Source organism: Rhizobium sp. TAL182, assembly GCF_002117725.1.
GTDB lineage: Bacteria > Pseudomonadota > Alphaproteobacteria > Rhizobiales > Rhizobiaceae > Rhizobium > Rhizobium esperanzae.
This window is the reverse complement of sequence record NZ_CP021029.1, coordinates 327,705-351,995: the sequence shown is the minus strand read 5'-3', so window position 1 is coordinate 351,995 and position 24,291 is coordinate 327,705. Positions and strand designations below refer to the sequence as shown.

The 24,291-nt window shown below is 61.0% G+C and carries 16 protein-coding genes and 1 pseudogene; 5 read left to right on the top strand and 12 right to left on the bottom strand.

The window, feature by feature from the left end; all coding sequences use genetic code 11:
• Nucleotides 1-4: 4 nt before the first annotated feature.
• Together putA and Tal182_RS30705 are read left to right on the top strand one after the other, a co-directional pair.
• Nucleotides 5-3,712, top strand: coding sequence for a trifunctional transcriptional regulator/proline dehydrogenase/L-glutamate gamma-semialdehyde dehydrogenase (putA, locus tag Tal182_RS30710; protein WP_085861976.1), 3,708 nt, complete (start codon nucleotides 5-7; stop codon nucleotides 3,710-3,712).
• Nucleotides 3,713-4,224: 512 nt separating this feature from the next.
• Nucleotides 4,225-6,765 (top strand): methyl-accepting chemotaxis protein, encoded by a 2,541-nt coding sequence (locus Tal182_RS30705; protein ID WP_085861975.1) that lies wholly within the window; start codon nucleotides 4,225-4,227, stop codon nucleotides 6,763-6,765.
• An 88-nt stretch (nucleotides 6,766-6,853) separates the two neighbouring features.
• Here Tal182_RS30705 and Tal182_RS30700 read toward each other — a convergent pair whose 3' ends face one another.
• Nucleotides 6,854-8,179, bottom strand: coding sequence for an FAD-binding oxidoreductase (locus Tal182_RS30700; RefSeq protein WP_085861974.1), 1,326 nt, complete (start codon nucleotides 8,177-8,179; stop codon nucleotides 6,854-6,856).
• 236 nt (nucleotides 8,180-8,415) lie between these two features.
• Between Tal182_RS30700 and Tal182_RS30695 the strand changes: the two genes are divergently transcribed.
• Complete coding sequence (locus Tal182_RS30695) at nucleotides 8,416-8,892, top strand: Lrp/AsnC family transcriptional regulator (RefSeq protein ID WP_064807989.1); 477 nt, start codon at nucleotides 8,416-8,418, stop codon at nucleotides 8,890-8,892.
• 302 nt (nucleotides 8,893-9,194) lie between these two features.
• Nucleotides 9,195-9,497 (top strand): annotated as a pseudogene (locus Tal182_RS30690) (cupin domain-containing protein).
• Nucleotides 9,498-9,634: 137 nt separating this feature from the next.
• On the opposite strand, the gene Tal182_RS30685 reads toward Tal182_RS30690, so the two are convergent.
• The 7 genes from Tal182_RS30685 to Tal182_RS30655 form a co-directional block, all read right to left on the bottom strand.
• Complete coding sequence (locus tag Tal182_RS30685) at nucleotides 9,635-11,062, bottom strand: aldehyde dehydrogenase family protein (RefSeq protein WP_085861973.1); 1,428 nt, start codon at nucleotides 11,060-11,062, stop codon at nucleotides 9,635-9,637.
• 144 nt (nucleotides 11,063-11,206) lie between these two features.
• On the bottom strand, nucleotides 11,207-12,175 hold the full coding sequence (locus Tal182_RS30680; RefSeq protein ID WP_085861972.1) for a threonine/serine dehydratase: 969 nt from the start codon (nucleotides 12,173-12,175) through the stop codon (nucleotides 11,207-11,209).
• Nucleotides 12,172-13,167 carry an ornithine cyclodeaminase family protein gene (locus tag Tal182_RS30675; protein WP_085861971.1) on the bottom strand — a complete coding sequence of 332 codons (996 nt, stop codon included), beginning with the start codon at nucleotides 13,165-13,167 and terminating at the stop codon, nucleotides 12,172-12,174. Before Tal182_RS30675 ends, Tal182_RS30680 begins: the two co-directional genes overlap by 4 nt.
• Before the next feature lie 198 nt (nucleotides 13,168-13,365).
• The gene (locus tag Tal182_RS30670; RefSeq protein ID WP_206426551.1) at nucleotides 13,366-14,847 is read right to left on the bottom strand and encodes an NAD(P)/FAD-dependent oxidoreductase; all 1,482 of its coding nucleotides are present in this window, start codon (nucleotides 14,845-14,847) and stop codon (nucleotides 13,366-13,368) included.
• Nucleotides 14,844-15,146 carry a (2Fe-2S)-binding protein gene (locus Tal182_RS30665; RefSeq protein WP_094299134.1) on the bottom strand — a complete coding sequence of 101 codons (303 nt, stop codon included), beginning with the start codon at nucleotides 15,144-15,146 and terminating at the stop codon, nucleotides 14,844-14,846. Before Tal182_RS30665 ends, Tal182_RS30670 begins: the two co-directional genes overlap by 4 nt.
• Nucleotides 15,127-16,254, bottom strand: coding sequence for an FAD-dependent oxidoreductase (locus tag Tal182_RS30660; RefSeq protein WP_085861970.1), 1,128 nt, complete (start codon nucleotides 16,252-16,254; stop codon nucleotides 15,127-15,129). The genes Tal182_RS30665 and Tal182_RS30660 overlap by 20 nt, the downstream gene beginning before the upstream one ends.
• A 57-nt stretch (nucleotides 16,255-16,311) precedes the next feature.
• Nucleotides 16,312-17,634, bottom strand: coding sequence for an FAD-binding oxidoreductase (locus Tal182_RS30655; RefSeq protein ID WP_085861969.1), 1,323 nt, complete (start codon nucleotides 17,632-17,634; stop codon nucleotides 16,312-16,314).
• Between the two features lie 499 nt (nucleotides 17,635-18,133).
• Between Tal182_RS30655 and Tal182_RS30645 the strand changes: the two genes are divergently transcribed.
• The gene (locus Tal182_RS30645) at nucleotides 18,134-18,835 is read left to right on the top strand and encodes an aspartate/glutamate racemase family protein (protein WP_085861968.1); all 702 of its coding nucleotides are present in this window, start codon (nucleotides 18,134-18,136) and stop codon (nucleotides 18,833-18,835) included.
• Between the two features lie 251 nt (nucleotides 18,836-19,086).
• Here the strand turns inward: Tal182_RS30645 and Tal182_RS30640 are convergent, their stop codons facing one another.
• The 4 genes from Tal182_RS30640 to Tal182_RS30625 form a co-directional block, all read right to left on the bottom strand.
• Entirely contained in the window at nucleotides 19,087-20,742 is a 1,656-nt protein-coding gene (locus Tal182_RS30640) for an ABC transporter ATP-binding protein (RefSeq protein ID WP_085861967.1), read from the bottom strand.
• Entirely contained in the window at nucleotides 20,742-21,596 is an 855-nt protein-coding gene (locus tag Tal182_RS30635) for an ABC transporter permease (protein ID WP_064812793.1), read from the bottom strand. Before Tal182_RS30635 ends, Tal182_RS30640 begins: the two co-directional genes overlap by 1 nt.
• Nucleotides 21,593-22,543 carry an ABC transporter permease gene (locus Tal182_RS30630; protein WP_085861966.1) on the bottom strand — a complete coding sequence of 317 codons (951 nt, stop codon included), beginning with the start codon at nucleotides 22,541-22,543 and terminating at the stop codon, nucleotides 21,593-21,595. The genes Tal182_RS30635 and Tal182_RS30630 overlap by 4 nt, the downstream gene beginning before the upstream one ends.
• Before the next feature lie 81 nt (nucleotides 22,544-22,624).
• Entirely contained in the window at nucleotides 22,625-24,238 is a 1,614-nt protein-coding gene (locus tag Tal182_RS30625; RefSeq protein ID WP_085861965.1) for an ABC transporter substrate-binding protein, read from the bottom strand.
• Nucleotides 24,239-24,291: the final 53 nt, after the last annotated feature.

Genomic DNA, 24,291 nt, shown 5'->3' with positions numbered 1-24,291 from the left:
TCCCATGTTGAACGCAGCGATCGACCCCGCATCCTCCAAAGAACCCGCCGGCGGCGTGCCGTTCGCCGCCTTTGCCCCGCCGATCCGGCCGCAATCGGACCTTCGCCAGGCCATCACATCAGCCTACCGCCGACCGGAAACCGAATGCCTGCCGCCGCTCGTTGCGGCCGCGCGCGTTTCCGAGGCGAAGCGCTATGACATCCGCAGCACCGCTCGCACGCTGATCGAGGCGCTGCGCGCCAAGCACAAGGGCACCGGCGTCGAAGGACTGGTGCAGGAATATTCGCTTTCCAGCCAGGAAGGCGTCGCGCTGATGTGCCTTGCCGAGGCACTGCTGCGCATTCCCGATACGGATACCCGCGACGCGCTGATCCGCGACAAGATCGCCGAGGGTAACTGGACCTCGCATATCGGCGGCGGCAAATCGATGTTCGTCAACGCCGCCACCTGGGGTCTCGTCGTCACCGGCAAGCTCACCTCGACGGTCAACGACCGCAGCCTGTCGGCGGCGCTGACGCGGCTGATCGCGCGCGCCGGCGAGCCGGTCATCCGCCGCGGCGTCGATATGGCGATGCGCATGATGGGCGAGCAGTTCGTCACCGGCGAAACAATCGAGGAGGCGCTGAAGCGCGCTCGTCCGCTGGAGGCCAAGGGCTTCCGCTATTCCTACGACATGCTGGGCGAGGCGGCGACGACCGCAGCAGACGCCGAGCGCTATTTCAACGATTACGAGAAGGCGATCCATGCCATCGGCAAGGCGGCGGCTGGGCGCGGCATCTACGACGGCCCGGGCATTTCGATCAAGCTTTCGGCTCTGCACCCGCGTTATGTGAGAGCGCAGGCCGACCGGGTGATGAGCGAGCTGCTGCCGAAGGTCAAGGCGCTCGCCGTTCTGGCCAAGAGCTATGATATCGGCCTCAATATCGATGCCGAGGAAGCCGACCGGCTGGAGCTGTCGCTCGATCTTCTCGAAGAACTCTGCTTTGCTCCGGAACTTTCCGGCTGGAACGGGCTCGGCTTCGTGGTGCAGGCCTATGGTAAGCGCTGCCCCTTCGTGCTCGACTATATCATCGATCTCGCCCGCCGCTCCGGGCGCCGGATGATGGTGCGTCTCGTCAAGGGCGCCTATTGGGATGCGGAGATCAAGCGCGCCCAGCTGGATGGTCTCGACGACTATCCGGTCTATACCCGCAAGATCTATACGGACGTCGCCTACATCGCCTGCGCACGCAAGCTGCTTGCCGCCGCCGATGCCGTTTTCCCGCAGTTCGCCACCCACAATGCGCAGACGCTGGCTGCGATCTATCATCTCGCAGGGCCTGATTTCGCGGTCGGCAAATACGAATTCCAGTGCCTGCACGGGATGGGCGAACCGCTCTATGACGAGGTCGTCGGCAAGGAAAAGCTCGACCGGCCCTGCCGCATCTATGCGCCTGTCGGAACGCATGAGACGCTGCTCGCCTATCTCGTCCGCCGCCTTCTCGAAAACGGCGCCAATTCCTCCTTCGTGCACCGCATCTCCGATCCGAACGTCTCGGTCGAGGCGCTGATCGCCGATCCGGCTGAGACCGTCGCGGCCATGCCCGTCGTCGGCGCCCCGCATGTGCAGATCGCGGCGCCCAAGGCTCTTTACGGCAGCGCACGCGCCAATTCGAGCGGCCTCGATCTCTCGAGCGAAATCACGCTTTCGGACCTGGCGGAGACGCTTGCCTCCACGGCTGTCGCGCCCTGGCATGCGCTTCCGATCCTCGCTGACGGCTCCACGGACGGCGTGACGCGCGATGTCCCCAATCCCGCCGATCACGGCGACGTCGTCGGCACGGTGACCGAGCTGAAGGTCGAGGAAGCCGCCCGCATCGTTGCGATGGCGGCCGAATATGCGCCGCAATGGGCGGCTGTGCCGCCGGCAGAGCGCGCCGCCTGCCTCGATCGGGCGGCCGATATCATGCAGGCCCGCATCAAGGTGCTGATGGGCATCATCATGCGCGAAGCCGGCAAATCCGCCGCCAACGCGGTCGGTGAAGTACGCGAAGCGGTCGATTTCCTGCGCTATTACGCCGATCAGGCGCGCAAGACTCTCGGCCCGTCGCATCTTCCGCTCGGCCCGATCGTCTGCATCAGCCCGTGGAATTTCCCGCTGGCGATTTTCACCGGCCAGGTTGCTGCAGCCCTCGTCGCCGGCAATCCGGTGCTGGCGAAGCCGGCCGGCGTGACGCCGATCATCGCCTCGGAGAGCGTCAAGATCCTCCACGAAGCAGGTGTGCCGGTCGGCGCGCTGCAATTCGTGCCCGGCAGCGGCCGCCTCGGCGCGGGCATGGTCGGAGCGCAGGAAACGGCCGGCGTCATGTTCACCGGCTCGACCGAAGTGGCGCGCATGATCCAGGCGCAACTTGCCGAGCGCCTGTCAGCGACCGGCAAACCGATCCCGCTGATTGCCGAAACCGGCGGCCAGAACGGAATGATCGTCGATTCCTCCGCACTGGCCGAACAGGTCGTGGCCGACGTCGTGACATCGGCTTTCGACAGCGCCGGCCAGCGCTGCTCGGCGTTGCGCGTTCTCTGCCTGCAGGACGACGTCGCCGACAGGACGCTCGCCATGCTGAAGGGCGCTTTCCGTGAATTGACGATCGGCCGCACCGATCGGCTGAGCATCGATGTCGGGCCAGTCATCAACGACGGCGCCAAGGCGGAAATCGACCAGCATATCGAAGCGATGCGCCGCGCCGGCCGCAAGGTGGAGCAGCTGCCGCTGCCGCAAAGCGCAGCAAAAGGCACCTTCGTTCCGCCGACGATCATCGAGATCAAGTCGCTTTCGGACTTGACGAAGGAGGTCTTCGGTCCGGTCCTGCATGTTGTCCGCTTCAAGCGGAACGGCCTCGATCGGCTGATCGACGATATCAACGCCTCGGGCTACGGCCTCACATTCGGGCTTCACACCCGGCTCGACGAAACGATTGCCCATGTGACGAGCCGCATCAAGGCCGGCAATCTCTACGTTAACCGCAACATCATCGGCGCGGTCGTCGGCGTGCAGCCTTTCGGCGGTCGCGGCCTGTCGGGAACCGGCCCGAAGGCCGGCGGTCCGCTCTATATCGGCCGGCTGGTGCAGCGCGCGCCAGTGCCGCCGCAGCAGGATTCCGTTCATACCGACCTCGCCCTTCGCGATTACATCGTCTGGCTCGACAAGAAAGGCTTGACGGCGGAAGGGGAGGTGGCGCGCGGCTATGCGAGCCGCTCAGCGCTCGGCCTCGAACGTGAGCTCACCGGCCCCGTCGGCGAACGCAATCTCTACGCGCTCCATCCTCGCGGCCGCATCCTGCTCGTTCCGCAGACGGAAGGGGGGCTGCATCGCCAGGTCGCCGCCGCCCTTTCCACAGGCAACCACGTCGTCGTCGACGCGGGTTCGATATCGAAGTCGGTTCTGGCGGATCTTCCGGCGGCTGTGGCCGGCCGCCTTTCCTGGACATCGGATTGGGAAAAGGACGGGCCGTTTTCCGGTGCGCTCGTCGAAGGAGATCGCGACAGAGTTCTTGCCGTCAACCGGAAGATCGCCGCGCTGCCCGGTCCGCTTCTCTTGGTTCAGGCCGCGACGAGCGAGGAACTGGCGAGCGACCCGGAAGCCTATTGCCTCAACTGGCTGCTGGAGGAAGTGTCGACCTCGATCAACACCGCCGCTGCCGGCGGCAATGCCAGCCTGATGGCGATCGGCTGAGTGGGCAGGGTGAGCGCGGAAATATGCGCTCTCCAGGCCTCCGGCCCAAGGCTACAACTCCTCTTTCGTCATGCTCTGGCTTGTTCCATGGCTGTCCGATTCGCGTTGCGATTGCCCCTCACCCTCACCCTCTCCCCGTTCTGTCGGGGAGAGGGGACGTGCACTACGAGACGCTGTGAGGGAACGGAGAGGCTGCGGCATATCCCCTTCGCCCCGTTTACGGGGAGAAGGTGCCGGGGCTGGTTTCGTCGATCTCCGGTGTCGGGATGTCGCCTGAGATTGAACTCCTGCTCGTGTCTCAATTCGCAGGAAGCGTCTGCAGTGGCACAAGGCCGAGGATGACGTCGAGTAAAGAGCGAGGTTTATCAGCGAGCCTGAGGAGGCAGAAAAATGGAGCCTCGGTTACGCATTTGGCGACTCCGAACGAACTCGACACTATTGACCATTTTTTTAGCAGTTGCGGCTATCGTCGCGCCATCAGGCGTGACCATTCCTGGGGGCGGGGCTTTCTTATGGCATTGATTGATCGACTGTTGCAGCGTATGCGGATCGTCACGAAGGTTCTCTTCTTCGTGGTGCCTCTGATCGTCCTCATAGCGGGCATCGGGCTTTTCGGCTATTTCACCGCCGGCACGCTCAAGGGCCAGATGACCCTGACGCGGCAGACGATCGACACGCTTTCCAGTTTCCAGCAGCTCAGATCCTCGCTGACGGCCTTTACCGATCTTCCGACGGCGGCCACGCGCGACCGGCTGATCGCCGGCATCTCGGATCAGGAGAAGGGGGCTGCGACGCTCGATGCCATGCTGATCGATCCGTCGCAGAAGCAGCAGATCTCGGCGGTGCGCGACCTCGGCGGCAAGATGCAGGGTAGCGCCGACGCGCTCTGGGCCGTGGCACAGGAGCGCACGAATACCGAACAGGCGATCGATCAGGCTGTGGCGCAGCTTTTCAAGGAAAGCCAGACCGCCCGCAAGCAGCTCGACGTCCTTCAGGATCAGGCGAACGGAAAGGAAGCCTTCGTCCGGGCGCTTCTTCTCGATGCCTCCGCCTACAAGACTATCGCCCAGCGCATTGCAAAATTGCGCAAGGCAACAGCGCAGGCGACTGCCCCCGCCGATATCGCCGGCGCTCTCGGCAGCCTCCTGCCGCCGCTGGTCAAGGAGGTCGGCGGCAGCGCCGCAGTCGCCTCCGACAAGGCCCAAAGCCAGATTGCCGCGCTGAAGCCGGTGCTGGACAAGCTCGCGGCGATGGCCAAGGACAGCGCCAACCTTACGCTCGAGGGCTATGCTCCGGTCGACCAGGATCTGCAAGGCGTCGAGGAGAAGTTCGTCAAGCTCGCCTCGGGCAATGCGGATACCGCAATCGAGCGTTTTGTCGGCATGGATGCGAACATCGGCACGCTTCGCTCAATGGTGGCGATCGTCAGCACCGCTTTCAAATCGATCGACGATCTGCGCCTGCACCTGAGTGAACTGAACAGACGGGTCGATACCGAAGCCCGGGACGCCGTTCTCGCCGATCTCAAGGCGCTGCGCGAAAGCGCTGCACAGCTCGTACCCTTGAGCGGTAAAAATGCCGCCTTGCAGGACCTTGCGAAGAAGATCGAGCCATCCCTCGCCACGATCGAAAAGGACACGTCGCTGCTGATATCGGTCGCAGAACGGTGGCGGGCAGAGAGGGGGGCGGCAACCGAACTCGTGGCCGCTGCAAGCCATACTCTGGAGCAATTCGTCAGCACTGCGCAGGAGAGCGGCAAGGACATCAGCCAGCGTTCGGCCACGATGTCGCTCGCGGCGATGATTGCCGGCACGGTGCTTGCGATCATTGGCGGCCTCATGCTGATCGAAACGCTGCGCGCACCGCTGAAGCGGATCACCCAGACGATGACGAGACTTGCCGCCGGCGATCTCAACGTGCCGATCGGCGACGGCAAGCGTGGCGACGAGATCGGTGATATGATCCGGTCCGTGACCGTCTTCCGCGACCAGGCGCTCGAAAAGACAAGGCTCGAAGAGGTCGCTGAAACGAACAGGGCGCGCGACGAACAGGAACAGGCCCGCCGCGCCGCCGAGCAGGCGCGCATCGAAGCCGAGCAGAGCGAGGCCCTGGACGCACTGTCCGACATGCTCGGCAAGCTTGCCGACGGCAACCTCGCCGCCGTGATGAGCGAGGAGCTGGCTGCCGATTATGTCGCAATGGCCAGGACCTACAACCAGGCGATCGATGCGCTTCGCCGCACACTCGCCGAGGTTCGCAACACCACCTACGAAATCGCCGAGGGCAGCACCAATCTTTCGGGTGCGGCCGACGATCTGGCGCGGCGCACGGAACAGCAGGCGGCCGCTCTCGAAGACAGTTCACGTGTGCTTGGCGAACTCACCGCCAGCGTGCGCACGACGGCGGAAAACGCCCACCAGACCTCGCTTTCCGTCGCCGAGGCGCATCGGCAGGCGGAGCATTCCGCTGCCGTCGTCGCCATGGCCGTTGACGCCATGGACGCCATCAACCGTTCGTCGGACAAGGTCTCCAGCATTATCGGTGTGATCGACGAGATCGCCTTCCAGACCAATCTTCTCGCCCTCAATGCCGGCGTCGAGGCGGCGCGGGCAGGTGAGGCGGGCAGAGGTTTTGCCGTCGTGGCCCAGGAGGTGCGCGAGCTTGCGCAGCGGTGCGCCAAGGCTGCCCGCGAAATCAAGGATCTCATCTCCAACAGCGCATCGCAGGTTGGCACTGGCGTCAGGCTCGTCGAGGAGACCGGCCAGGCGCTTTCGGCGATCATGGAGCATTTTACCTCCATCAACGGGCTGGTGCAGGTCATCTCGACGGCCACCAGCACGCAGTACAAAGGCATCGACGAGGTCAACAGCGCCGTCCGCGACATTGAGCATATCACGCAGCACAATGCCGCCATGGTGGAGGAAAACACCGCCGAAATTCACAGGCTTCGGCAGCAGGTGGAACTGCTGAATGAACGGATCTCCCGCTTTCAAACCGCCGACGGCCGCAGGGCTTCCTCTGCCGTGAGCCCGCGGATGGCCGTGGCCTCTTGAGTGGCCCGACCTTCGGGTCTTTTGCGCGGCACGCGGAGATCTAAAGAGTGAGAGAGTCCTTTGGGGGTCCGCACGGACGCACGGCGCTCTAGAAGTCGGCGACCTTGCCCCAGGCGGAGGCCGCGAAGCGATTGGGATGATAGGGCCTGGGATCGACGATCGGCTCATCGCCGGCGACGATGTCGGCGATCAGATGACCGGCGCCGGGTCCGATGCCGAAGCCGTGGCCGCTGAAGCCCGCAGCGAAGATGAAACCTGGAAGCGTGGCGATTTCGCCGATCGCCGGCACGCCGTCCGGCGTGCTGTCGATATAGCCTGCCCAGGCGGCGTTGATTTCGGTGTTCTTCAAGGCGGGCAGCAGCTTGAGCGCCCGTGAATGCGTCAGGGCAATGGTAGCCTGGTCGACCGCCGGGTCGAGGATGCGCATGCGCTCCATCGGCGTCGGCCTGTCGAGCCGCCAGCGTGCCAGAGATTCATGGCCCGAGCGATATCCCTCCAGTCCGCCGGGTGCCAGACTCCGCCAGCGGCGAGCGAACATCGGCAGGAACTGCGGCGCGAAACGAAACTGCTGCGCCGTGGGATCGACGCGGCCGCGGCCGCTGATCGCCAGCGTGTAACCGCCATCGCCGCGACGTGTCACCGATACCGCTGATGTATGCAGCGCATCCGGCAGGCCGGGTGCTCCCGGCGAAACTGACAGGATCGACGAGCGGATCGAGGCCTGCGGAAATCGAATGCCGAGCTGGCGGCAGAAGGACGAGGCCCAGGCGCCGCCGGCCAGGATCGCGATTTTTGTCCGGATGGTGCCATGCTCCGTGACGACGCCTGAAACTCTGCCGCCTTCAATCTCAAGGCCGCGGGCCGCAGAGGATTGATGCACCGTGCCGCCGAGCTTCAGGATCGCACGCGCGACGGCAGGCGCGGCTCTTCCAGGATCGGCGGTGCCGTCGGTCGGCGAAAAGACCCCGCCTTTCCATGCGGTGCCGGTGGCCCGTCCGCGTTCGGTGGCTTCCGCGCCGCTTAGCATGTGCGTCGTGACGCCGACCGATCGGGCGAAATCGCGCCAGCGGGCCCAGCCGGAAAGTTCTTCCTCGCTATTGCTGAGATAGAGGAGACCGCAACGGCGGAAGCCGGTGTCCTCGCCGGTTTCGGTGGCGAAGCGCTCCCACAGATCGAGGCTCTTCGTCGACATCGGTAATTCACGGGCATCGCGGTTCTGCTGCCGGCACCAGCCCCAGTTGCGGCTCGATTGTTCCGCCCCAACAAGGCCTTTCTCGACGAGGGCCACCTTCAATCCGCGCCTGGCCAGATAATAGGCCGCGAAAACGCCGACGATGCCGCCGCCGATCACGACCGCATCGGCGGCAGCGGGCAGCTGCGTTGTAGTTTCGACACGCGCGAGCGGTGCGGGCATGGCATGGTCTCCGTTTCAGACCAGTCTAGCGGATTCACCGCTGCGACTTTGCCGGAGATCATCAGGCGGCAGCAGAAGATTCCGTCTTGCGGGCCAGCCAGCAGCCATTTGTGCTTCGGCATGTCCTGCAATCCGGTCGACACCCCTTTGTGATGTGTTAAGCTCGACGCTCAAAAGGCTGCAGCATAATCTGCTGCGCCGTTGGCGATCTCGAGCAAGCGAAGGCGCGTGTGATGATGAAACTCGACCGGATCGACATAAAAATTCTCTACGAACTGCAGAAGAATGGCCGCGTCACCAATGTGGAGCTCGCCGAGCTGGTCAATCTGTCGCCGAGCCCCTGCCTGATGCGGGTGAAGAAGCTGCAGTCGGAAGGTTATATCGAAGGTTATTCGGCTCAGATCAACGTCAGCAAACTCGGGCAGACGCTGACCGTGTTCACCGAGATTACCCTCAAAAACCATCGGCAGATCGACTTCGCCCGCTTCCTCGGCGCGATCGAGAAGGTCGACCAGGTGATCGAATGCCATCTGGTTTCGGGCGGCTATGATTATCTGCTGAAATTCGTCACCGCAGGAATAGACGAATACCAGACGATCATGGAACGGCTCACCGATATGGACGTCGGCATCGATAAATATTTCAGCTTCGTCGTGCTGAAATCTCCGATCATCAAAGCGCATATGCCGCTGACCACTTTATTTCCACATTAGAGAGCGCGGATCGCCCCGGCATGTATGATCCGCACTTGCCCTCCTCGGTGACAGCTGTCGCAACAGTCCGCAGGTGTGGCTGGGTCGTGGAGAGATTTCGAAATTTACGACTGAAACAAAGGCCTTATTCGGTAACGCCGACTTCCGCATCGCCTTCATCTCGGATGACACCACGACCCATCCCAGAGGCAGGCCGGGACGGTCGAGGCCATTGGCAGCCCGTACTGCTCAGCTGTCGCGCTCGGAAACAGTCCAACCCTCGCCTCGTAGATCAGAACCGCCTCTCAAAGAAGGAAGATGACATGTCACTGTTGGTCACCATCGACACCAATCCGGATTTCGCGCTAAAGGACGCGGTCCTGGGCCGGAGCGTCTGATTTCGGGCAATCCCTTTTTCAAGACCTGGGCCCTGGCGAGCATCATTCGATCAAAGGCACCACCTACGAATTCTGCCATATTATTTCGGGCCTCGTAGAAATCGAGGAGAAGGGCGGCGAGACGAAAACCTATCGGGGTGGTGACAGCTTCGTCATGAAGCCCGGTTCGTTGGGGTTTGGCGTACTATTGAGACCGTACGCAAGATCTACGTTTGTGTTTACGAGTGACAGCAGATCTCAGGTGCGCCCACTAGAATAAAGGCGCACCTGAGAATTCCAGATGAGGCGACTTCAGAAACCTGAACCGACGTTACTACAGCGCCTCGCGTAAACATCCCCGAACGGACATACCGAAGTTTGGACATTCACTCGTCCAAGAAGCCGACGATGCTCTTGGTTTCGCTAAACTCGTGCAGTCCGAACTTGCCGTACTCCCGACCGTTGCCTGATTGCTTGTAGCCGCCAAAAGGGGCGGCGCTGTCCCAGGCGCAGCTGTTGAGGCGAACAGTGCCGGCGCGCAGCCTGCCTGCGAGCGCCCGCGCTTCTTGCGGATCTCCCTGAATGTAGGCCGCCAGACCGTAGGGGCTGTCGTTGGCGATCGCGATCGCTTCCTCTTCGCTATCATAGCCGATGATCGACAGTACCGGGCCGAAGATCTCCTCTCGTGCGATCGTCATCTGATTGGTGACGCGGGCAAACACGGTCGGGCGCACGTAATAGCCGGAATTGAGATGCGAAGGGCGCCCAGGACCACCGGCGACGAGCTCCGCTCCTTCCGCGATGCCGCGTTCGATCAGCGTCTGGATCTTGTCGAACTGGGCGCCGCTCGCGACCGGTCCGAGGTCGGTGCGTGGATCCGAGGGCGGGCCGACGACGAGCGCAGCTGCTTCCCTCGCAGCGATCAAGCCTGCTTCCTCCATTCGCAACGCCGGCACCAGCATCCGCGTTGGCGCGGTGCAGGTCTGGCCGGAATTGCCGAAGCACCGGCGTACGCCAGCGCTGACCGCGGCGGCGAAATCGGCGCTGGGCAGGATGATGTTCGGCGACTTGCCGCCGAGTTCCTGATGCACTCGCTTGACGGTCGGTGCCGCCGCCTGTGCCACGGCAATGCCGGCCCGCGTCGAGCCGGTGAAGGACACCATATCCACATCCGGATGGCTGGCCAGTGCGGTTCCGACAGTAGGTCCGTCGCCTTGGACGAGGTTGAAGACGCCTTTCGGCACGCCGGCCTCATCCATGATCTCGGCGAAGATCACGGCACTGAACGGAGCGATCTCCGATGGCTTCAGGACCATAGTGCATCCCGTAGCGAGCGCTGGAGCGACCTTGCAGGCGATCTGATTGAGCGGCCAGTTCCAGGGGCTGATCATCGCGACGACCCCGATAGGCTCGTGTACGATGCGGGTAGAGCCCTGCATGTAGTCGAAGGCAAAAGTCTCGATGGCCTTGATCGTCTGCTCGAAATGGGTAGCTCCGATACCGGCCTGCTCTGCCCGGGCCATGGCGAGGGGAGCGCCCATTTCCCGCGAGATGACATCGCCGAGCTCGTCATTGCGGCGCTTGAGGATATCCACTATGCGCTTCAGCAGATCGATGCGCTCGGTCTTGGAGGTCTGAGAGAAGGAGGCGAACGCCCCCCGCGCTGCCGTGACCGCCCTCTGCACGTCGGCGGCGCTGCCGAGCGCTATCGTGCCCGCCGGCTGCTCCGTCGAGGGATCGATGACTTCGAGTGTTTTCGAGACGCAGGGTTCGACCCACTCACCGTCGATATAGAACCTGTGGGCATGCATCATTGATGGCTCCAATCTGTTGCTTGGTCTGCCGACGAACGCAGTCCGCGATACGAACGGCGGACAGCTTGTATTTGCCAAAGGATGATCGCAGACCTTCAACGGCGACCGGGTGGTGCATTGACCGAAGCTGAATGGATCACAGCGCTAATTGTAAATCTCGGCCAGGTCGTGTAGATCCCAGTTCCCGCCGGACAGCACCGTACAGACTTTCTCTTCTGGCTTCACGTGTATGCTGCCTGCCAACAAGGCTCCGATTCCAATGGAGGCGGCCGGCTCAGCGATCAATTTTGCATCTTTGGCAAGGGCACGCATCCCGGCAATGATGTGTTCGTCGTCAACAATAACAATCTCGTCCACATATCTTTCGATAATGGGATAGGGGTTTTGCCCCGGGACGCTTATCCTCAAGCCATCGGCAATTGTGTTCTTCAAGGGAAGCGTTGTCCGCTCCTTGTTGATCCGGCTATGGAAATACTTAGGTGTCAACGCAGGTTCCGCGCCTATGACCCGCACGGATGGGTTCGTTTCCTTGATGGCGGTCGCGATTCCCGAGATCAGCCCGCCGCCCCCTACGGGAACGATGACGGTATCCACATCCTCCAGATCCTGTAATATTTCACAACCGATCGTTCCCTGACCGGCCATTACTATGGGGTCCTCAAAAGCGTGAACAGCCGCGTATCTGTTTTCTTCGGCGATTTCATACACCCTTTTCCATCTGGCGGCGGTGTCGCCGTCGAAAAGAATAACTTCCGCTCCGAGGGCCTTGGTGTTTTCGATTTTGATCTTGGGCGTGGTGACCGGAAGGACCAAAATCGCTTTCACACCCAGCATCCTGGCGGCATAAGCGAGCCCTTGGGCATGGTTGCCCGACGAGGTCGCGATGATCCCGTTGGCGATCTCTTCTCGGGAGAGCGAGAGAGCCTTGTTCAGAGCGCCGCGGATCTTGAACGCGCCAGTAATCTGCAGGGTTTCGGGCTTGAGATAGAGCTGACAACCAAGCACTTTCTCGATCTTGTCCGCACGCAATAGGGGGGTATGTCTGACGTGCGGTTTCAGCCGCTCTTGAGCTTCACGGATGTCGTGAATGGTGGGGAAATTGCGCATGGTCATTGCTCGAAAAACTGAAAGAAGGTGCCGACGTTATTGGCTATGGCGTTATGATAAATTTTGCTGGCCGTCGTATTGTCCTGTATGGCCATGCCCGTGGAGTCGAAGATCGTGATTTCGTCATCACTTTCTCGTCCAGGTTTCCTTCCCAGCAATATCTCGCCGATTTCACCATGAATGTCGTCTTTGGTGATGATATTCTTGTTCAGGGGATGCCAGGTTTCGCCCTTCTCGGTGCACTGCGCCATCGAGTCGACGACTAGCTTTGCGTTCCTGAATATCTCTGGATCCAATTCCTGCTTGCCCTGTTGATCCGTGCCGATCGCAACAATGTGCGTGCCGGGCCTGACCCAACCCGCTTCTACGAGCGAGCCTTTTCCGCGGGTCGTGGTAACAAGGATATCGGCCTGCTCGACGGCCTCCTTTTTGGAATTCGCCATCATGACAGGAATGCCAAGCTCGCTTTCAATATCCGTCTTGTATTTGAAGAGCGTGTCGGGGTTGCTGTCCCAGGCGTGGATCTCCTCGATCTTCATGATCTCGTTGATCGAACGGATTTGCATTCTCGCTTGATTGCCAGTGCCGATCGATGCGACCGTCGTGGCGTTCTTCCTCGCCAGCGCTTTGACGGAGACGGCTCCAGAGGCTCCCGTTCTGAGACCAAGAATCAAACTTCCATCCATAACGCAAATCAACGCACCGCTTCTGGCGTCGAACAGGAAAATCGTCGCCATGCCATTGGGCACTCCGTGTGCAGTCGGGTTATCAATGAACCCGCCGGAAGAGGCTTTCATGGAGATTATTTCATTGGCTTTGTAGTAGCCAAGCTTAAAGTCGATTTCCCCCCGAGGCGACGGGAGATCTATCCCCATATAGTCAGGTTGCTCCACCTGATCACTGCTAAAGGCCTTGTACGCCTCTTCCACGGCAGCGATGACTTCGGTGACGCTGATCAGCCGACTGACCTCGTCCTTTTTAAGCAGCAGCGTTTTCATGCACCAGCTCTCTATTTCTTGATTCAACCACCGCTTCGACTATTCCGCCCAATTCCGCCATCATCATAATCGCCGAGTTTTGGCTTTATTAGCCATATGCGCGGAGCCCCAGGCAGATTATTTTATATTGCGCTCAGCTTTTGGCAGAGAGTGCGGCCCGCGCCTTGGTGGCGCCCATGGATTGTGTCCTGTGCGCCATCAGCGCCGCGTTTCTAAGAATCCGGCGACAGCGACGATGGCTGCATCCGTGTGCGGCCAAGCGGCTAGCTCGCCCAGCGTCACTGGTTTGATGGGCGGGCGCAGCCGATAGTAACCAGCCTCGCTGGGCGAGCCGCCACGGCATTTTGCCAGCAGTTCGACCGCAGTCAGGCCGCACAGCCGGCCTTGACATGGGCCCATTCCACATCGTGTGAACGCCTTCATCTGGTTCGGGCCCGGCACGCCGAGCGCTGCAACCTCGCGCAGCTTCCCAGCCGTAATTTCCTCGCAGCGGCAGACGATGGTGCTGTCGTGCTCCGGGATCCGGAATTTCTCGCCAGAACGAAAGCGACGCTCGATGAGCGTCCTGCCTCTCATGGCTCGAGCTAGCTCTCGAGTGAGCCGTGCCCGACGCTCTCCGTAAGCATTTCGGTCAATGAGGTTTAAGTCAAATGAGGCATTGAGGCCAGCCAACTTCCCTTGGAGTGCGGAGGCAACCGCGCCGACGATGCCGGCACCATCGCCGGCGATCGAAACACCTGGAACGGAACTTGCGCCACAGGCATCGACGCTCGGGCGGAAAACGGCCGAATGCTCATCCCAATAGTAATCGCATCCCGCCGCTAGCGTGAGATTGAGGTTTGGCGCGATTCCTTGGTGCAGGAGGAGAAGGTCGCCTTCAATCTCGAGAGAATTCTTGCCCCTGCTCGCGCGCAGAGCGCTGAATTTTTCCTGCCCAACGGCCTCGATTGCGGTCACCCCGCGAACGACTCGCGCCCGCCGGTGAACGTCGAAGAGAAGTTTCAGGCCTTTAAGGGCATGGGGTGAGGTGACAAAGGCGGGCAGATGAACGAGAGCCGTACGCCAGTTCTCGCGTGGCGTGGCGTCGACAACTGCGATGACATCTACGCCTGCCCGGAGAAGCTGGCTTGCCACTAAGTGCAGCAGCGGCCCGGTTCCGGCGAGGATGGTGCGCCCGGACGGCACGAGACCTGACGACTTCATCAAGATCTGCGCCGCTCCCGCCGTCATGACACCCGGCATGGTCCACCCTGGGAACGGGAACGGGCGTTCGAGCGCGCCTGTTGCGAGGATCACCCGATGGGCGGCGATCGGTCGAGCAATCCCGCCGAGGGTAATCCCGACCTCGAGCGGATGCGCGCCGTCCAATTCTTCGTCAGCAGGCCCGACACTCCACACAGTCGCACGGGGGGCGTAGCTCAAGTTTCCTTGCCGAAATCGCTCGATGAGCTTCCGCCCGGCAGCGTAGTCCGGCCCCATGCGGGCGAGGTCGGCATCTGATGCATGCTCGACCGACCGATAAATCTGCCCGCCAGGGGATTCATTTTCATCGGCGAGCAAAACCGCGAGACCGTGGATCGAGGCTTCGATGGCTGCCGAGAGGCCGGCAGGGCCCGCGCCAACGACGACGACGTCATAGGCAGGCGCGAGATCGGTGGCAGACTGAATGTTTCTAATCACCCTTCCTGCCTCGGCATGGCCGCGCCCTCCTGTGTTTCGATCCGCATCCCCTCCGCAACGTTGGTCAGGCAACCCTGCTGGTTCGGCCGGCCATCGATTTTGACGAGGCACTCGAAGCAGACACCCATCATGCAGTAAGGACCACGGGCGGCGCCGGAGACCGGGCTGCGACGCGTGCTGCCATATCCCGCGGCCAACAGTGCGGCGGCAACGCTATCGCCTTGTCTGGCCATGGTCGGCATACCGTTGAATGTGAATGAAATTGAACTCTCCTTTCGGTCAGGCAGCCGCCGGAACATGGAACCTCCGGGAATGAAATGCGGAAAGATCGTCAGAAAGCGCGCCGGCTGAAATCTGCCGCGACAGGACCAGCGCATGATTGGCCGCCAGAGTCACGCCGGAATGGCAGGCACATGCGAACGCACCAGGAAACCTCTCTGACTGCTCGTAAATGGGGTAGCCGTCCGGCGTCACTACTCGGAATGCGGCCCAGATCCGCACTGCACTGGCGTCCTTTAGAAGTGGGAATGTGCGCACGGCGCGCTCAGCCAGGACCGCAGTAATCGGCCCGCGCGGCCGCTGGTGATCGATTGTGGTTTCCTTGCTTTCGCCGATCAGCACAGATCCCTCGTCTGTCTGCCGCAGATGGCCGGTGGCATGGCTTAGGAAGGGCTTCAGCCGCTCGGTCACAATGATCTGGCCGCGGCTGGGCGAGAGCGGAACGTTCAGCCCGACCATCGGAGCGAGCGCGGTGTTGCCGATCCCTGCAGCAAGGACGATCTTGCCGGCACCGAGTCGCCACCCGTCTCCTGCCAATTCGAACGTACCTGCGCGATGACTGATCGCAATCGTCTGCCGATGCGGCAGATAATGAACGCCACGCTGCTTAAGCGCCTTATGAAAGCCTGCGAACAGCCGCAGCGGATTAACGTGTCCATCGAGCGGGCTGAAAATCGCCCCTGCCACGGTCTCGCCGACCAGCGGCAAGCGGCGACGCGTCTCCGCCTGATCGAGTATCTCATATTCGAGCGGTGGGGTTCCTTCCGCCTCCATTCCGGGCTGGCCGGCCAGCTTCGCCATGGATGTGATCCCGCGTTCCAGCTCCGTAGACGTGAGCCGAATTGAGAAGCCGCCCGATTGGACGAATCCAGTGTCGACGCCGGTTTCGGCCTTGAGCTCGGCCGCCAACTGGTGCCAGTTTGCAGTCGAGATTCGCGACCACCGCGAATAGGCGGCGTTGCCGAGGCCCTTGCTTGAACTCCATACGAGACCGAAATTCGCCCGTGCCGCCCTGTTTGCCACATCGCCTTCATCGATGACGGCAATCCTTTGTCCGCACGTGGACAGACCCCAGGCAATCGATACGCCCACGAGGCCGCCGCCTATGATGATTACGTCGTAATCCATTTCGCTAGCTTCCTTCCATGCGTGTATCAACGGCCTCTTGCTGGCCGGCACTCACGTTCAGATGGCACCTACCTTAACTTTCGAACCGTCCACCAGGCGCAACAGGCGGAAGGGGGTGGGGTCGACACAGGGTGTATCGTTGGCAACGAGGTCGGCGGCCAGGCGGCCGATGCCCGGGCCGAGGCCGAAGCCGTGCCCGGAGCCGCCCGCGGCCAGGTAAAGGCCCTTCACACGATCGGCCGGCGAGATGACCGGCACCGCGTCCGGCGTGAAATCCACGTAGGCTCCCCAGCTGTCGGCGATTTCGACGCCCGCCAACGCAGGAAACTGCTCGATGACCCGTTTCAAAATGGCCGCGATCGTGCGGCGGCTCGGCGGCGGGTCGAGAACGCGCATCCGCTCGAAGGCCGACGGTTTACTCGTGTTCAAGCTTCCGAATGCCTCCGGACCCTGGAGGAAGGATTTGCCGATGCCGAACTGCACCGCTTTCAGACGCTTCATGAACATCGGCATGAACCAGCGGGCGTAGCGAATGCCTTGTGGAGTGATATCCAGCATTGCCCTACCGCTGATCGCAAGCGTGTAACTGCCATCCAACCGGCGGGTCAGCGCGCAGTCCGGCGTATAGATCGCCTCACCCAGATCCTTCGTGGGCCGCGTACGAAGCGCTGTCTGGCGCACGCTCGCCTGTGGAAACACAACGCCGTGCTGGCGGCAAAACATCGACGTCCAGGCACCGCCAGCACAAAGGACGGCTTGTGTCCGGATGGTTCCCTTTTCGGTGATGACCCCCGCCACAGCTCCATTGACCAGATCGAGACCTTGCGCAGCGCACTCCTGGTGGATCGTCGCGCCAAATTTGCGAGCGCCGTACGCGATCGTCGGCGCGGCGATGGCGGGCTCGCCCTTGCCATCATCGATCGAATGCACGCCGCCGACCCATCGGCGTCCATTTGCCGGGATCGTGGCAGCCGCTTCCTTTGCGCTGAGCATCTTCGTATTGACATTGAACTTCCGGGCGGTCTCACGCCATGCTTCCCATTCCGCCAGTTGCCGCGGATTATCCGTAGCGTAAAGCAGACCGCATCGGCGGAAGCCCACGTCCTCACCGATTTTAGCCGCAAACTCATCCCAAGCTTGCAAAGCGATGCCCGAGAGCGGTAACTCGCGTGCATCCCGGTTCTGCCGCCGGCACCAACCCCAGTTGCGGCTCGACTGCTCGCAGCCGACATAGCCCTTTTCGACCAGAGCTACGGACAGTCCCCGCTCCGCGAGAAAGAAAGCTGCCGTTGCACCAATAATGCCGCCGCCAATGACGACAACATCAGCCTTTGCGGGAAGCTCTTGATCGTTCGGTATGCGCTTGACAATTGGAGACATGGGGGCTGACCTGAACTGATTTTGGCGGCCGATCTATACGGCACTGTTTCCTGCTCCTCCGGCGGGAGCAATTGAGGCAATGACGGCTATCGCATCGACTTCGACGAGATAGCCCTAGTGAAGTTCCGGTACCGGAACGACGTGCGAGTCGGGCGGGAAGCGCCCAAGCCTAGCCGTTCGGACGGATGCATTTCGATGACGCCTTCTGCCGGACGCAGGAAATTCCCGACGGACAGGGCAGGTCATGTGAAGCTACCGAGCGGAGGCGAGCAGCATGTATCGAATGCAAATGCAGGGGCGGCAGGAAATTCCGTTTTCGGCGGCGCGACAGTCACAGCTAGGACGGTCGACCGGGTAAGCTACAGAGCATCGTCTGACGACAGCGGTTTTTGAATTGGTTTCCCGTCGAGCACGACAGATGCCCTGATCAGGTCCATGTCACCCCCGCTGCTACAGCCTCACGATAAAGAGCGTGCACAATAAAAAACCGAGACATTCTATGACTACAGGCACTTATGAGTCCCCTGCGCTTGCCATGATCCACACGGTCCACGGGATCATCCCCGCGTTCAACGAACTCGTTAGCCGCCATCTGCCCGGTTGGCGCCCGTTTAATATGTTGGATGAGAGCTTGCTGGGGAACACGATCCGCGAAGGCGCGCTGTCGCGTCAGACCATGCGGCGGCTTGCGACTCACATTTGGTCGGCGGTGGATGCGGGGGCTTCCGCAGTCCTCGTCACTTGTTCGTCGCTCGGCCCTGCAGTGGATGCGGCAATGCCACTCTGCCCCGTACCTCTCTTCCGTATAGATGATGGGGTGGCAATTGAGGCCTTGCAATGCGGAGATCGAATTGGCGTCCTCGCAACGCTGTTTACAACATTGAGCCCGACGACCCATTTGATCGAACGCCATGCTCAGCGAATGGGTCGCGAAATTCTCCTTACAAGTCATCTCTGCGAAGGGGCGTTTGAGAAACTGCGGGACGGAGACAGAGCGGCGCATGATGCGCTGATACGTGAAGGCCTTGCTGCTCTGTTGGGCAACGTTGACGTGGTTGTTCTAGCTCAAGCATCGATGGCAAATGCGCTGAGCGAGATGAAAGGCACGCCGGTGCCAATACTAGCTAGTCCCGAACTTGGAGTGCTGCGCATGTCCTCAGCGCTGAAGAGCGCGACGTCGGGGAAAGCCCTGAGAGGCTAGGTAACCCATCGATATTCCGGCAGCTCAACGGATGGTTGAGGGTTCGCGTCGTTCAGGGGCGACGCGGCAGAAATGATAGGCGCACTGCTCATCCAAGGATCAACTGGCGGCCAGCAAAATCGGCGAACATCAGGAAATCGTGGAGCGACCTGATGAACAATGGATGTGGCATCGACAAATATTTGCGCCACGTACGCTGAAACTCGCCGACCGTCAAGTCGCACCTGCCGCTGAGAGCCTCCTTCCCGCAATTATCCGCCTCCGACGGCGCGGATCAGCTTCGGATCCTGCTTGAGCCCGTCGAGCCAGGCCGGGTCGAGCTTCGGGACGGAGGAGAACAGTAGCTGTGAGTAGGGGTGGCTCGCGCTGCTGCTCATGGCCGAGGGAGGGAGCTGCTCGATCTTTTCGCCCGCATACATCACCGCGACTTCGTCGCAGATCGCCTCGACCACGGAGAGGTCGTGGCTGATAAAAATGTAGGAGAGAGAAAGCTCCCGCTGCAGCTCCTTGAGAAGGTCGATGACGGCTGCGGCAACTACGGTATCAAGTGCCGACGTAACCTCGTCACACAGGATCAGTTTTGGCTCGGCAGCGAGCGCGCGAGCGAAGTTGACGCGCTGCTTCTGACCCCCGGACAGTTCTGACGGGCGCCGGTGCTTCAAGGCCCGGGGCAGCCGAACCATATCCAGGAGTTCGTCGATCCGCTTCTCACGCTTCTCACCTGTCATGCCGTGATAAAAGGCCAACGGTCGCCCGAGAATATCGCTGATCGATTTGGCGGGATTGAGTGCGGTGTCGGCGTATTGGAAAACGATCTGCAGCTCTCGCAACTGTTCTCGCGTACGGGCGCCGGCGGCTGGCGCCAGCGTCTGTCCATTGAAGGTGATCTTGCCCGCGGTTGCGGGAATGATGCCGGCAATCGTTCGAGCCAGGGTGGATTTGCCGCAGCCGGACTCACCGATAATTCCCAGATTGCAACCGCTCTCAACCTCGACGCTGACGGATTTCAGGGCTTTGACGAGGGGTGTGCCATCGGCCTGGATGGGTCCATAGCCTGCGATAAGGTCTTGCACCTGAAGAATCGCTTTGCTCTGCTGCTTGTCAGGGGATTTGGCCCGCGCTTCCGGCTTGAAAGCGCCTAACAACTCCTTGGTATAAGGATGCTGCGGTCTGCTGAGGATTTGCTCGGTGCTTCCGATCTCCTGGACTTCGCCTCCTTTGAGGACAACGATGCGATCGGCAATTTGGGCCACTACGGCAAGATCGTGCGAGACGTACACGCCGCCGATGCGACCCTTGTGCATTACGGATTTAAAGGCGCGCAGCACTTCGATCTGTGTGGTCACATCAAGCGCCGTCGTAGGCTCGTCGAAGATGACAAGTTTTGGATCACCGATCAGGGCCATCGCGGCCGAGAGGCGCTGCAACTGACCGCCGGAAACCTGATGCGGATAACGGGAACCGATCGTTTCCGGATCGGGAAGCGAGAGCGCCTTGAATAGGCTTACCGCGCGGGTGCGGGCCTCTTCGGCGGGCATCAGGTCATGGATGCGAGCGATCTCGATGACCTGTTCCATGATCGTCTGTGACGGGTTGAAGGCCGCGGCGGCACTTTGTGGTACATATGAGACGACGGTTCCCCGGATCTTGGCCCGTTTTCGCTCCGGAAGGCTTGCCATGTCCTGACCGGCGAGCACGACGGAGCCGCCGCTGATCCGACAGCCGGCGCGGGCATGGCCCATCAGGGTTAGAGCGATGGTCGTCTTGCCTGACCCACTTTCACCGATCAGAGCGACGATCTCCCCTTCAGCGACTTCGAAACTGACGCCACGGATGATTTCGACGACGCGGCCGGAGTCGGTCTTGGCTTCGACCTTGAGGTCACGGATTTCGACGAGGTTGGCCATCATTCGCTCCGATCGCGTATTTTTTGAGGAAGGTTGTCGATCAGCAGATTGACGCTGATCGTCAGCGTGGCGATAGCGATCGAGGGGAAAATCACCGCGGGTGCGCCGAGCGGGAGGCCGCCGATATTCTCGCGCACCAGGGCTCCCCAATCCGCGTAGGGCGGCTGCACGCCAAGCCCGAGGAACGAAAGACCCGATAGGAGCAGCACGATGAAGACGAAGCGCAGGCCCAGGTCGGCAAGAACCGGCCCGACAATATTGGGCAGGATTTCGGACGCGACCAAGTAAGCTATACCTTCGCCGCGAGCGCGGGCCACGGTGATGAAGTCCATCGTATTGATGTTGACTGCGAGAGCCCGGGCGAAGCGATAGGAGCCGGGCGTGTAGATCACCGCAAGTGTCAGCACCAGAACGGGAATGGACGATCCGACCGCCGCCACGACCACGAGGCCGAAAAGTTTGCTTGGAATGGAATTCAGGGCATCGAGAAAGCGACTGAGAAAGGTGTCGACCCATCCCCCAGATACCGCCGCGATCATGCCGAGCACGACGCCCGAGAAGCAGGCGATGCTAACCGCGACTAACGAAATGCCGACCGTATAGCGTGCTCCCATCAGGATGCGCGAAAGCATGTCACGTCCCAGATAGTCTGAACCGAGCCAGAACTGCTGGCTCATGGGGCCGAAATAGTCAAAATCGAGTATCTCACCCACCGGATGGGGGATGATCCAGGGAGCAATGACGGCGATGATTGCCCAGAAAGCAATGACGGCGAAGCCGACCACACCGACCAGGTTGATGCGATAGGCGAATTTCCGACGCTTTAGCGCATGTGTTTCGATCGTGGTCATCATCGTAGCCTCGGGTTGGCAAGAATAGCGATGATATCGGCCGTCGTGATCAGGATCAGATAGCCGACGCAGAATATCATCGCGCAGGATTGGATGAGCGGGAGATCGCGGGTGGCGACGGCGTCGACCATCAGCTTGGCGATGCCGGGATAGTTGAAGATCGTCTCGACGATGATTACTCCGCCCAGAAGGTATGAAAGCGAGAGGGCAATTGCGTTGACGATCGGACCGAGGGCGTTTGGCAGCGCATGTTTCAACACGATGCGGCTTCGTGAGGCACCCTTCAATAGTGCCATTTCGGCATAGGGTGTATTCAGTGTTTCCACCACCGCAGCCCGCGTCATGCGGATCATCTGCGCGGACACCCCGAAGGTGAGGGTGATCACCGGCATCGCGTAGACGCGCACTATGTCGGTGATAGTGTGGACTTCGTTGGTGAGTGAAATCGCGGGCAGCCATTGCAGATAGACTGCAAAGAACATGACAGCCAACGTCGCTATCATGAATTCCGGTACCGATATGACGCCGATCGTAAATACGGTGACCGCTCGATCATAAAGCGAGCCCCTTACCATGGCGGCGGTGATGCCGAGCGTCAATGCAATCGGTACTGCGAACAAGGCCGTGACGCCCGCAAGCTTCATCGAGTTCGCGAACCGGCCGCCGATCAGGTCGGCGACCGGCATGTTGTTGGCGTAGGACGTGCCCAGGTCACCCGATAGCAGTCCGCCCATCCAATAGATAAAACGCAGAAATGCCGGGTCGTCGAGATGCATGGCCGTGCGCAATCCGGCGACGGCCTCCGGCGTTGCAGCCTGGCCGAGAAGGATCGAAGCAGTATCCCCCGGCAGGAGCGTCGTCGCTGTAAAGACCGCGAACGAGACGATGACCAAGGTGATCAGGGCGATGAGCAATCTGCTCAGCACCAGGGATAAGACCTCTTTGTTCACACTCGCTTCCTTCCAGTTATCGGAACCAAAGTGCAGAGGGGCCACAGCAACGTGGCGGCAGCCCCGAGACTACTTTGTCGATCACGATTCAAACCAAACATGCTCGGCCATGCGATAACCCATCATACCTCCGAGCGGGTTCGTTTCCATGCCCTTGAGCTTGTCCGTGATGGCGTCGATCCCGGTCAGGTAGGCCGGAATGATGGTGCCGGCCTCATTGGCAATCATCACCTGCATCTCATTGTAAATCGCTTTACGCTTCTCCTGATCGAGCGAGCCGCGCGCCTCGATCAGCATCTTGTCGAATTTATCCGATTTGTAATGGCTCTCATTCCAGGGTGCGCCGGACGCATATAGCAACGAGAACAGGATGTCGGGCGTCGGCCTATAATTGATATTGCCGAAATGGATCGGGGCCTTGAGCCAATACTTGTCCCAATAGCCGTCGGAGGGCACGCGCTGGACGTCGAGCTTCATGCCGATTTCGGCGCCGGCGGCCTGAATAATCATCGCCATGTCGATTGCGGAGTTCGCGGCCTCGGACGCGATCACCGGGATCGACTGACCGAGAACGCCCGCCTTGTTGAAATAGAACTTTGCCTTTTCAGGGTCGTACGGCTTCGGCTGGAGATCGTCGTTGCGATAGGGGTTGCCCGGGAAAATCGGCTGGTCGTTGCCGATTTCACCGCGCCCGCGCAGGGCTGCCCTCAGGATCTGCTCACGATTAACCAGGTGCTTCATGCCCGCGACGAAATCGCTGTTTTGACCAGGGGTCGTATCGAGGCGCATGTTGAGGTTGGTGTAGCTGTTGGCGCTCGATTTCGACAGAACGAAGCCGGGCCTGCCTTCGACGAGCCGTTCCGAGCGGGGATTGATAGCGGCCGCGACATGGATGTCTCCCGACAGCAAGGCATTCACGCGCGAGCTGTCGTCGCTGATCGCGAAAAACTCAAAGGAGTCGACAAATGGTCCTTTCGACTTCCAGTAATGGTCGTTCCGCCGCATAAGCGAGCGCACACCGGGTTCGAAGTTTTCGAGAACGAAAGGCCCTGTGCCGTTCCCCTTCGAGAAGTCGGCGGTCCCTTCCGCGACGATCATGAAGTGCTGCAGCGCCAGGATGGTCGGCAGGTCGGCGTTGGCGTCTGCGAGTGTTATTTCGAGAGTGAGATCGTCGAGCGCCTTGAACCCCGTCATTTGCTTTGCGATGGCATTGACCTTCGAGCCGACGTTGGGATCCAGGTGGCGCTTGAGCGAGTAGATCACATCTGCGGACGTAAGTTGTTTCCCGTCGTGAAAGGTGACGCCCTTGCGCAGCTTCACGGTCCACACCTTGCCATCGGTGCTCTCGATGCTTTCCGCCAGCTCCATCTCGACCGCGCCGGACCTGTCGAGGTTGGAAAGGCGGCTATAGACCGCGGAACACCGTGAATAATCCGTTGAATTCGATGCTTTGGCCGGGTCGAGCGTGTCTGCGGTCGAAGACGTGAAGCCTGCCGCCTTGAGATGTCCTCCGGTGATCGGAGACGCGGCGATCGCTTTAGTGGCGCGACCAACGATGACGCCGCCAGCAGACATGGCGACGCCGCCAGCGAGAAGCATCTGCAGCAGTTCACGGCGGGTGGCGCCGCGTCTGATGGCGCATTCGACCACTGCGTCGTCGGCGCGGGTCCAGTTCGTAGTCCTTAAGTCGGTCATGGCATTCCCCTTTTCTTTCTGTGACGGCCGCCTGCCGGCGAGCCGATCCGGTT

Excerpts from the sequence above, each read along its gene's own strand:
- putA (WP_085861976.1), top strand. The coding sequence starts at position 5 with ATGTTGAACGCAGCGATCGACCCCGCATCCTCCAAAGAACCCGCCGGC.
- Tal182_RS30705 (WP_085861975.1), top strand. The coding sequence starts at position 4,225 with ATGGCATTGATTGATCGACTGTTGCAGCGTATGCGGATCGTCACGAAG.
- Tal182_RS30700 (WP_085861974.1), bottom strand. The coding sequence starts at position 8,179 with ATGCCCGCACCGCTCGCGCGTGTCGAAACTACAACGCAGCTGCCCGCT.
- Tal182_RS30695 (WP_064807989.1), top strand. The coding sequence starts at position 8,416 with ATGAAACTCGACCGGATCGACATAAAAATTCTCTACGAACTGCAGAAG.
- Tal182_RS30685 (WP_085861973.1), bottom strand. The coding sequence starts at position 11,062 with ATGATGCATGCCCACAGGTTCTATATCGACGGTGAGTGGGTCGAACCC.
- Tal182_RS30680 (WP_085861972.1), bottom strand. The coding sequence starts at position 12,175 with ATGACCATGCGCAATTTCCCCACCATTCACGACATCCGTGAAGCTCAA.
- Tal182_RS30675 (WP_085861971.1), bottom strand. The coding sequence starts at position 13,167 with ATGAAAACGCTGCTGCTTAAAAAGGACGAGGTCAGTCGGCTGATCAGC.
- Tal182_RS30665 (WP_094299134.1), bottom strand. The coding sequence starts at position 15,146 with ATGTTCCGGCGGCTGCCTGACCGAAAGGAGAGTTCAATTTCATTCACA.
- Tal182_RS30660 (WP_085861970.1), bottom strand. The coding sequence starts at position 16,254 with ATGGATTACGACGTAATCATCATAGGCGGCGGCCTCGTGGGCGTATCG.
- Tal182_RS30655 (WP_085861969.1), bottom strand. The coding sequence starts at position 17,634 with ATGTCTCCAATTGTCAAGCGCATACCGAACGATCAAGAGCTTCCCGCA.
- Tal182_RS30645 (WP_085861968.1), top strand. The coding sequence starts at position 18,134 with ATGACTACAGGCACTTATGAGTCCCCTGCGCTTGCCATGATCCACACG.
- Tal182_RS30640 (WP_085861967.1), bottom strand. The coding sequence starts at position 20,742 with ATGGCCAACCTCGTCGAAATCCGTGACCTCAAGGTCGAAGCCAAGACC.
- Tal182_RS30635 (WP_064812793.1), bottom strand. The coding sequence starts at position 21,596 with ATGATGACCACGATCGAAACACATGCGCTAAAGCGTCGGAAATTCGCC.
- Tal182_RS30625 (WP_085861965.1), bottom strand. The coding sequence starts at position 24,238 with ATGACCGACTTAAGGACTACGAACTGGACCCGCGCCGACGACGCAGTG.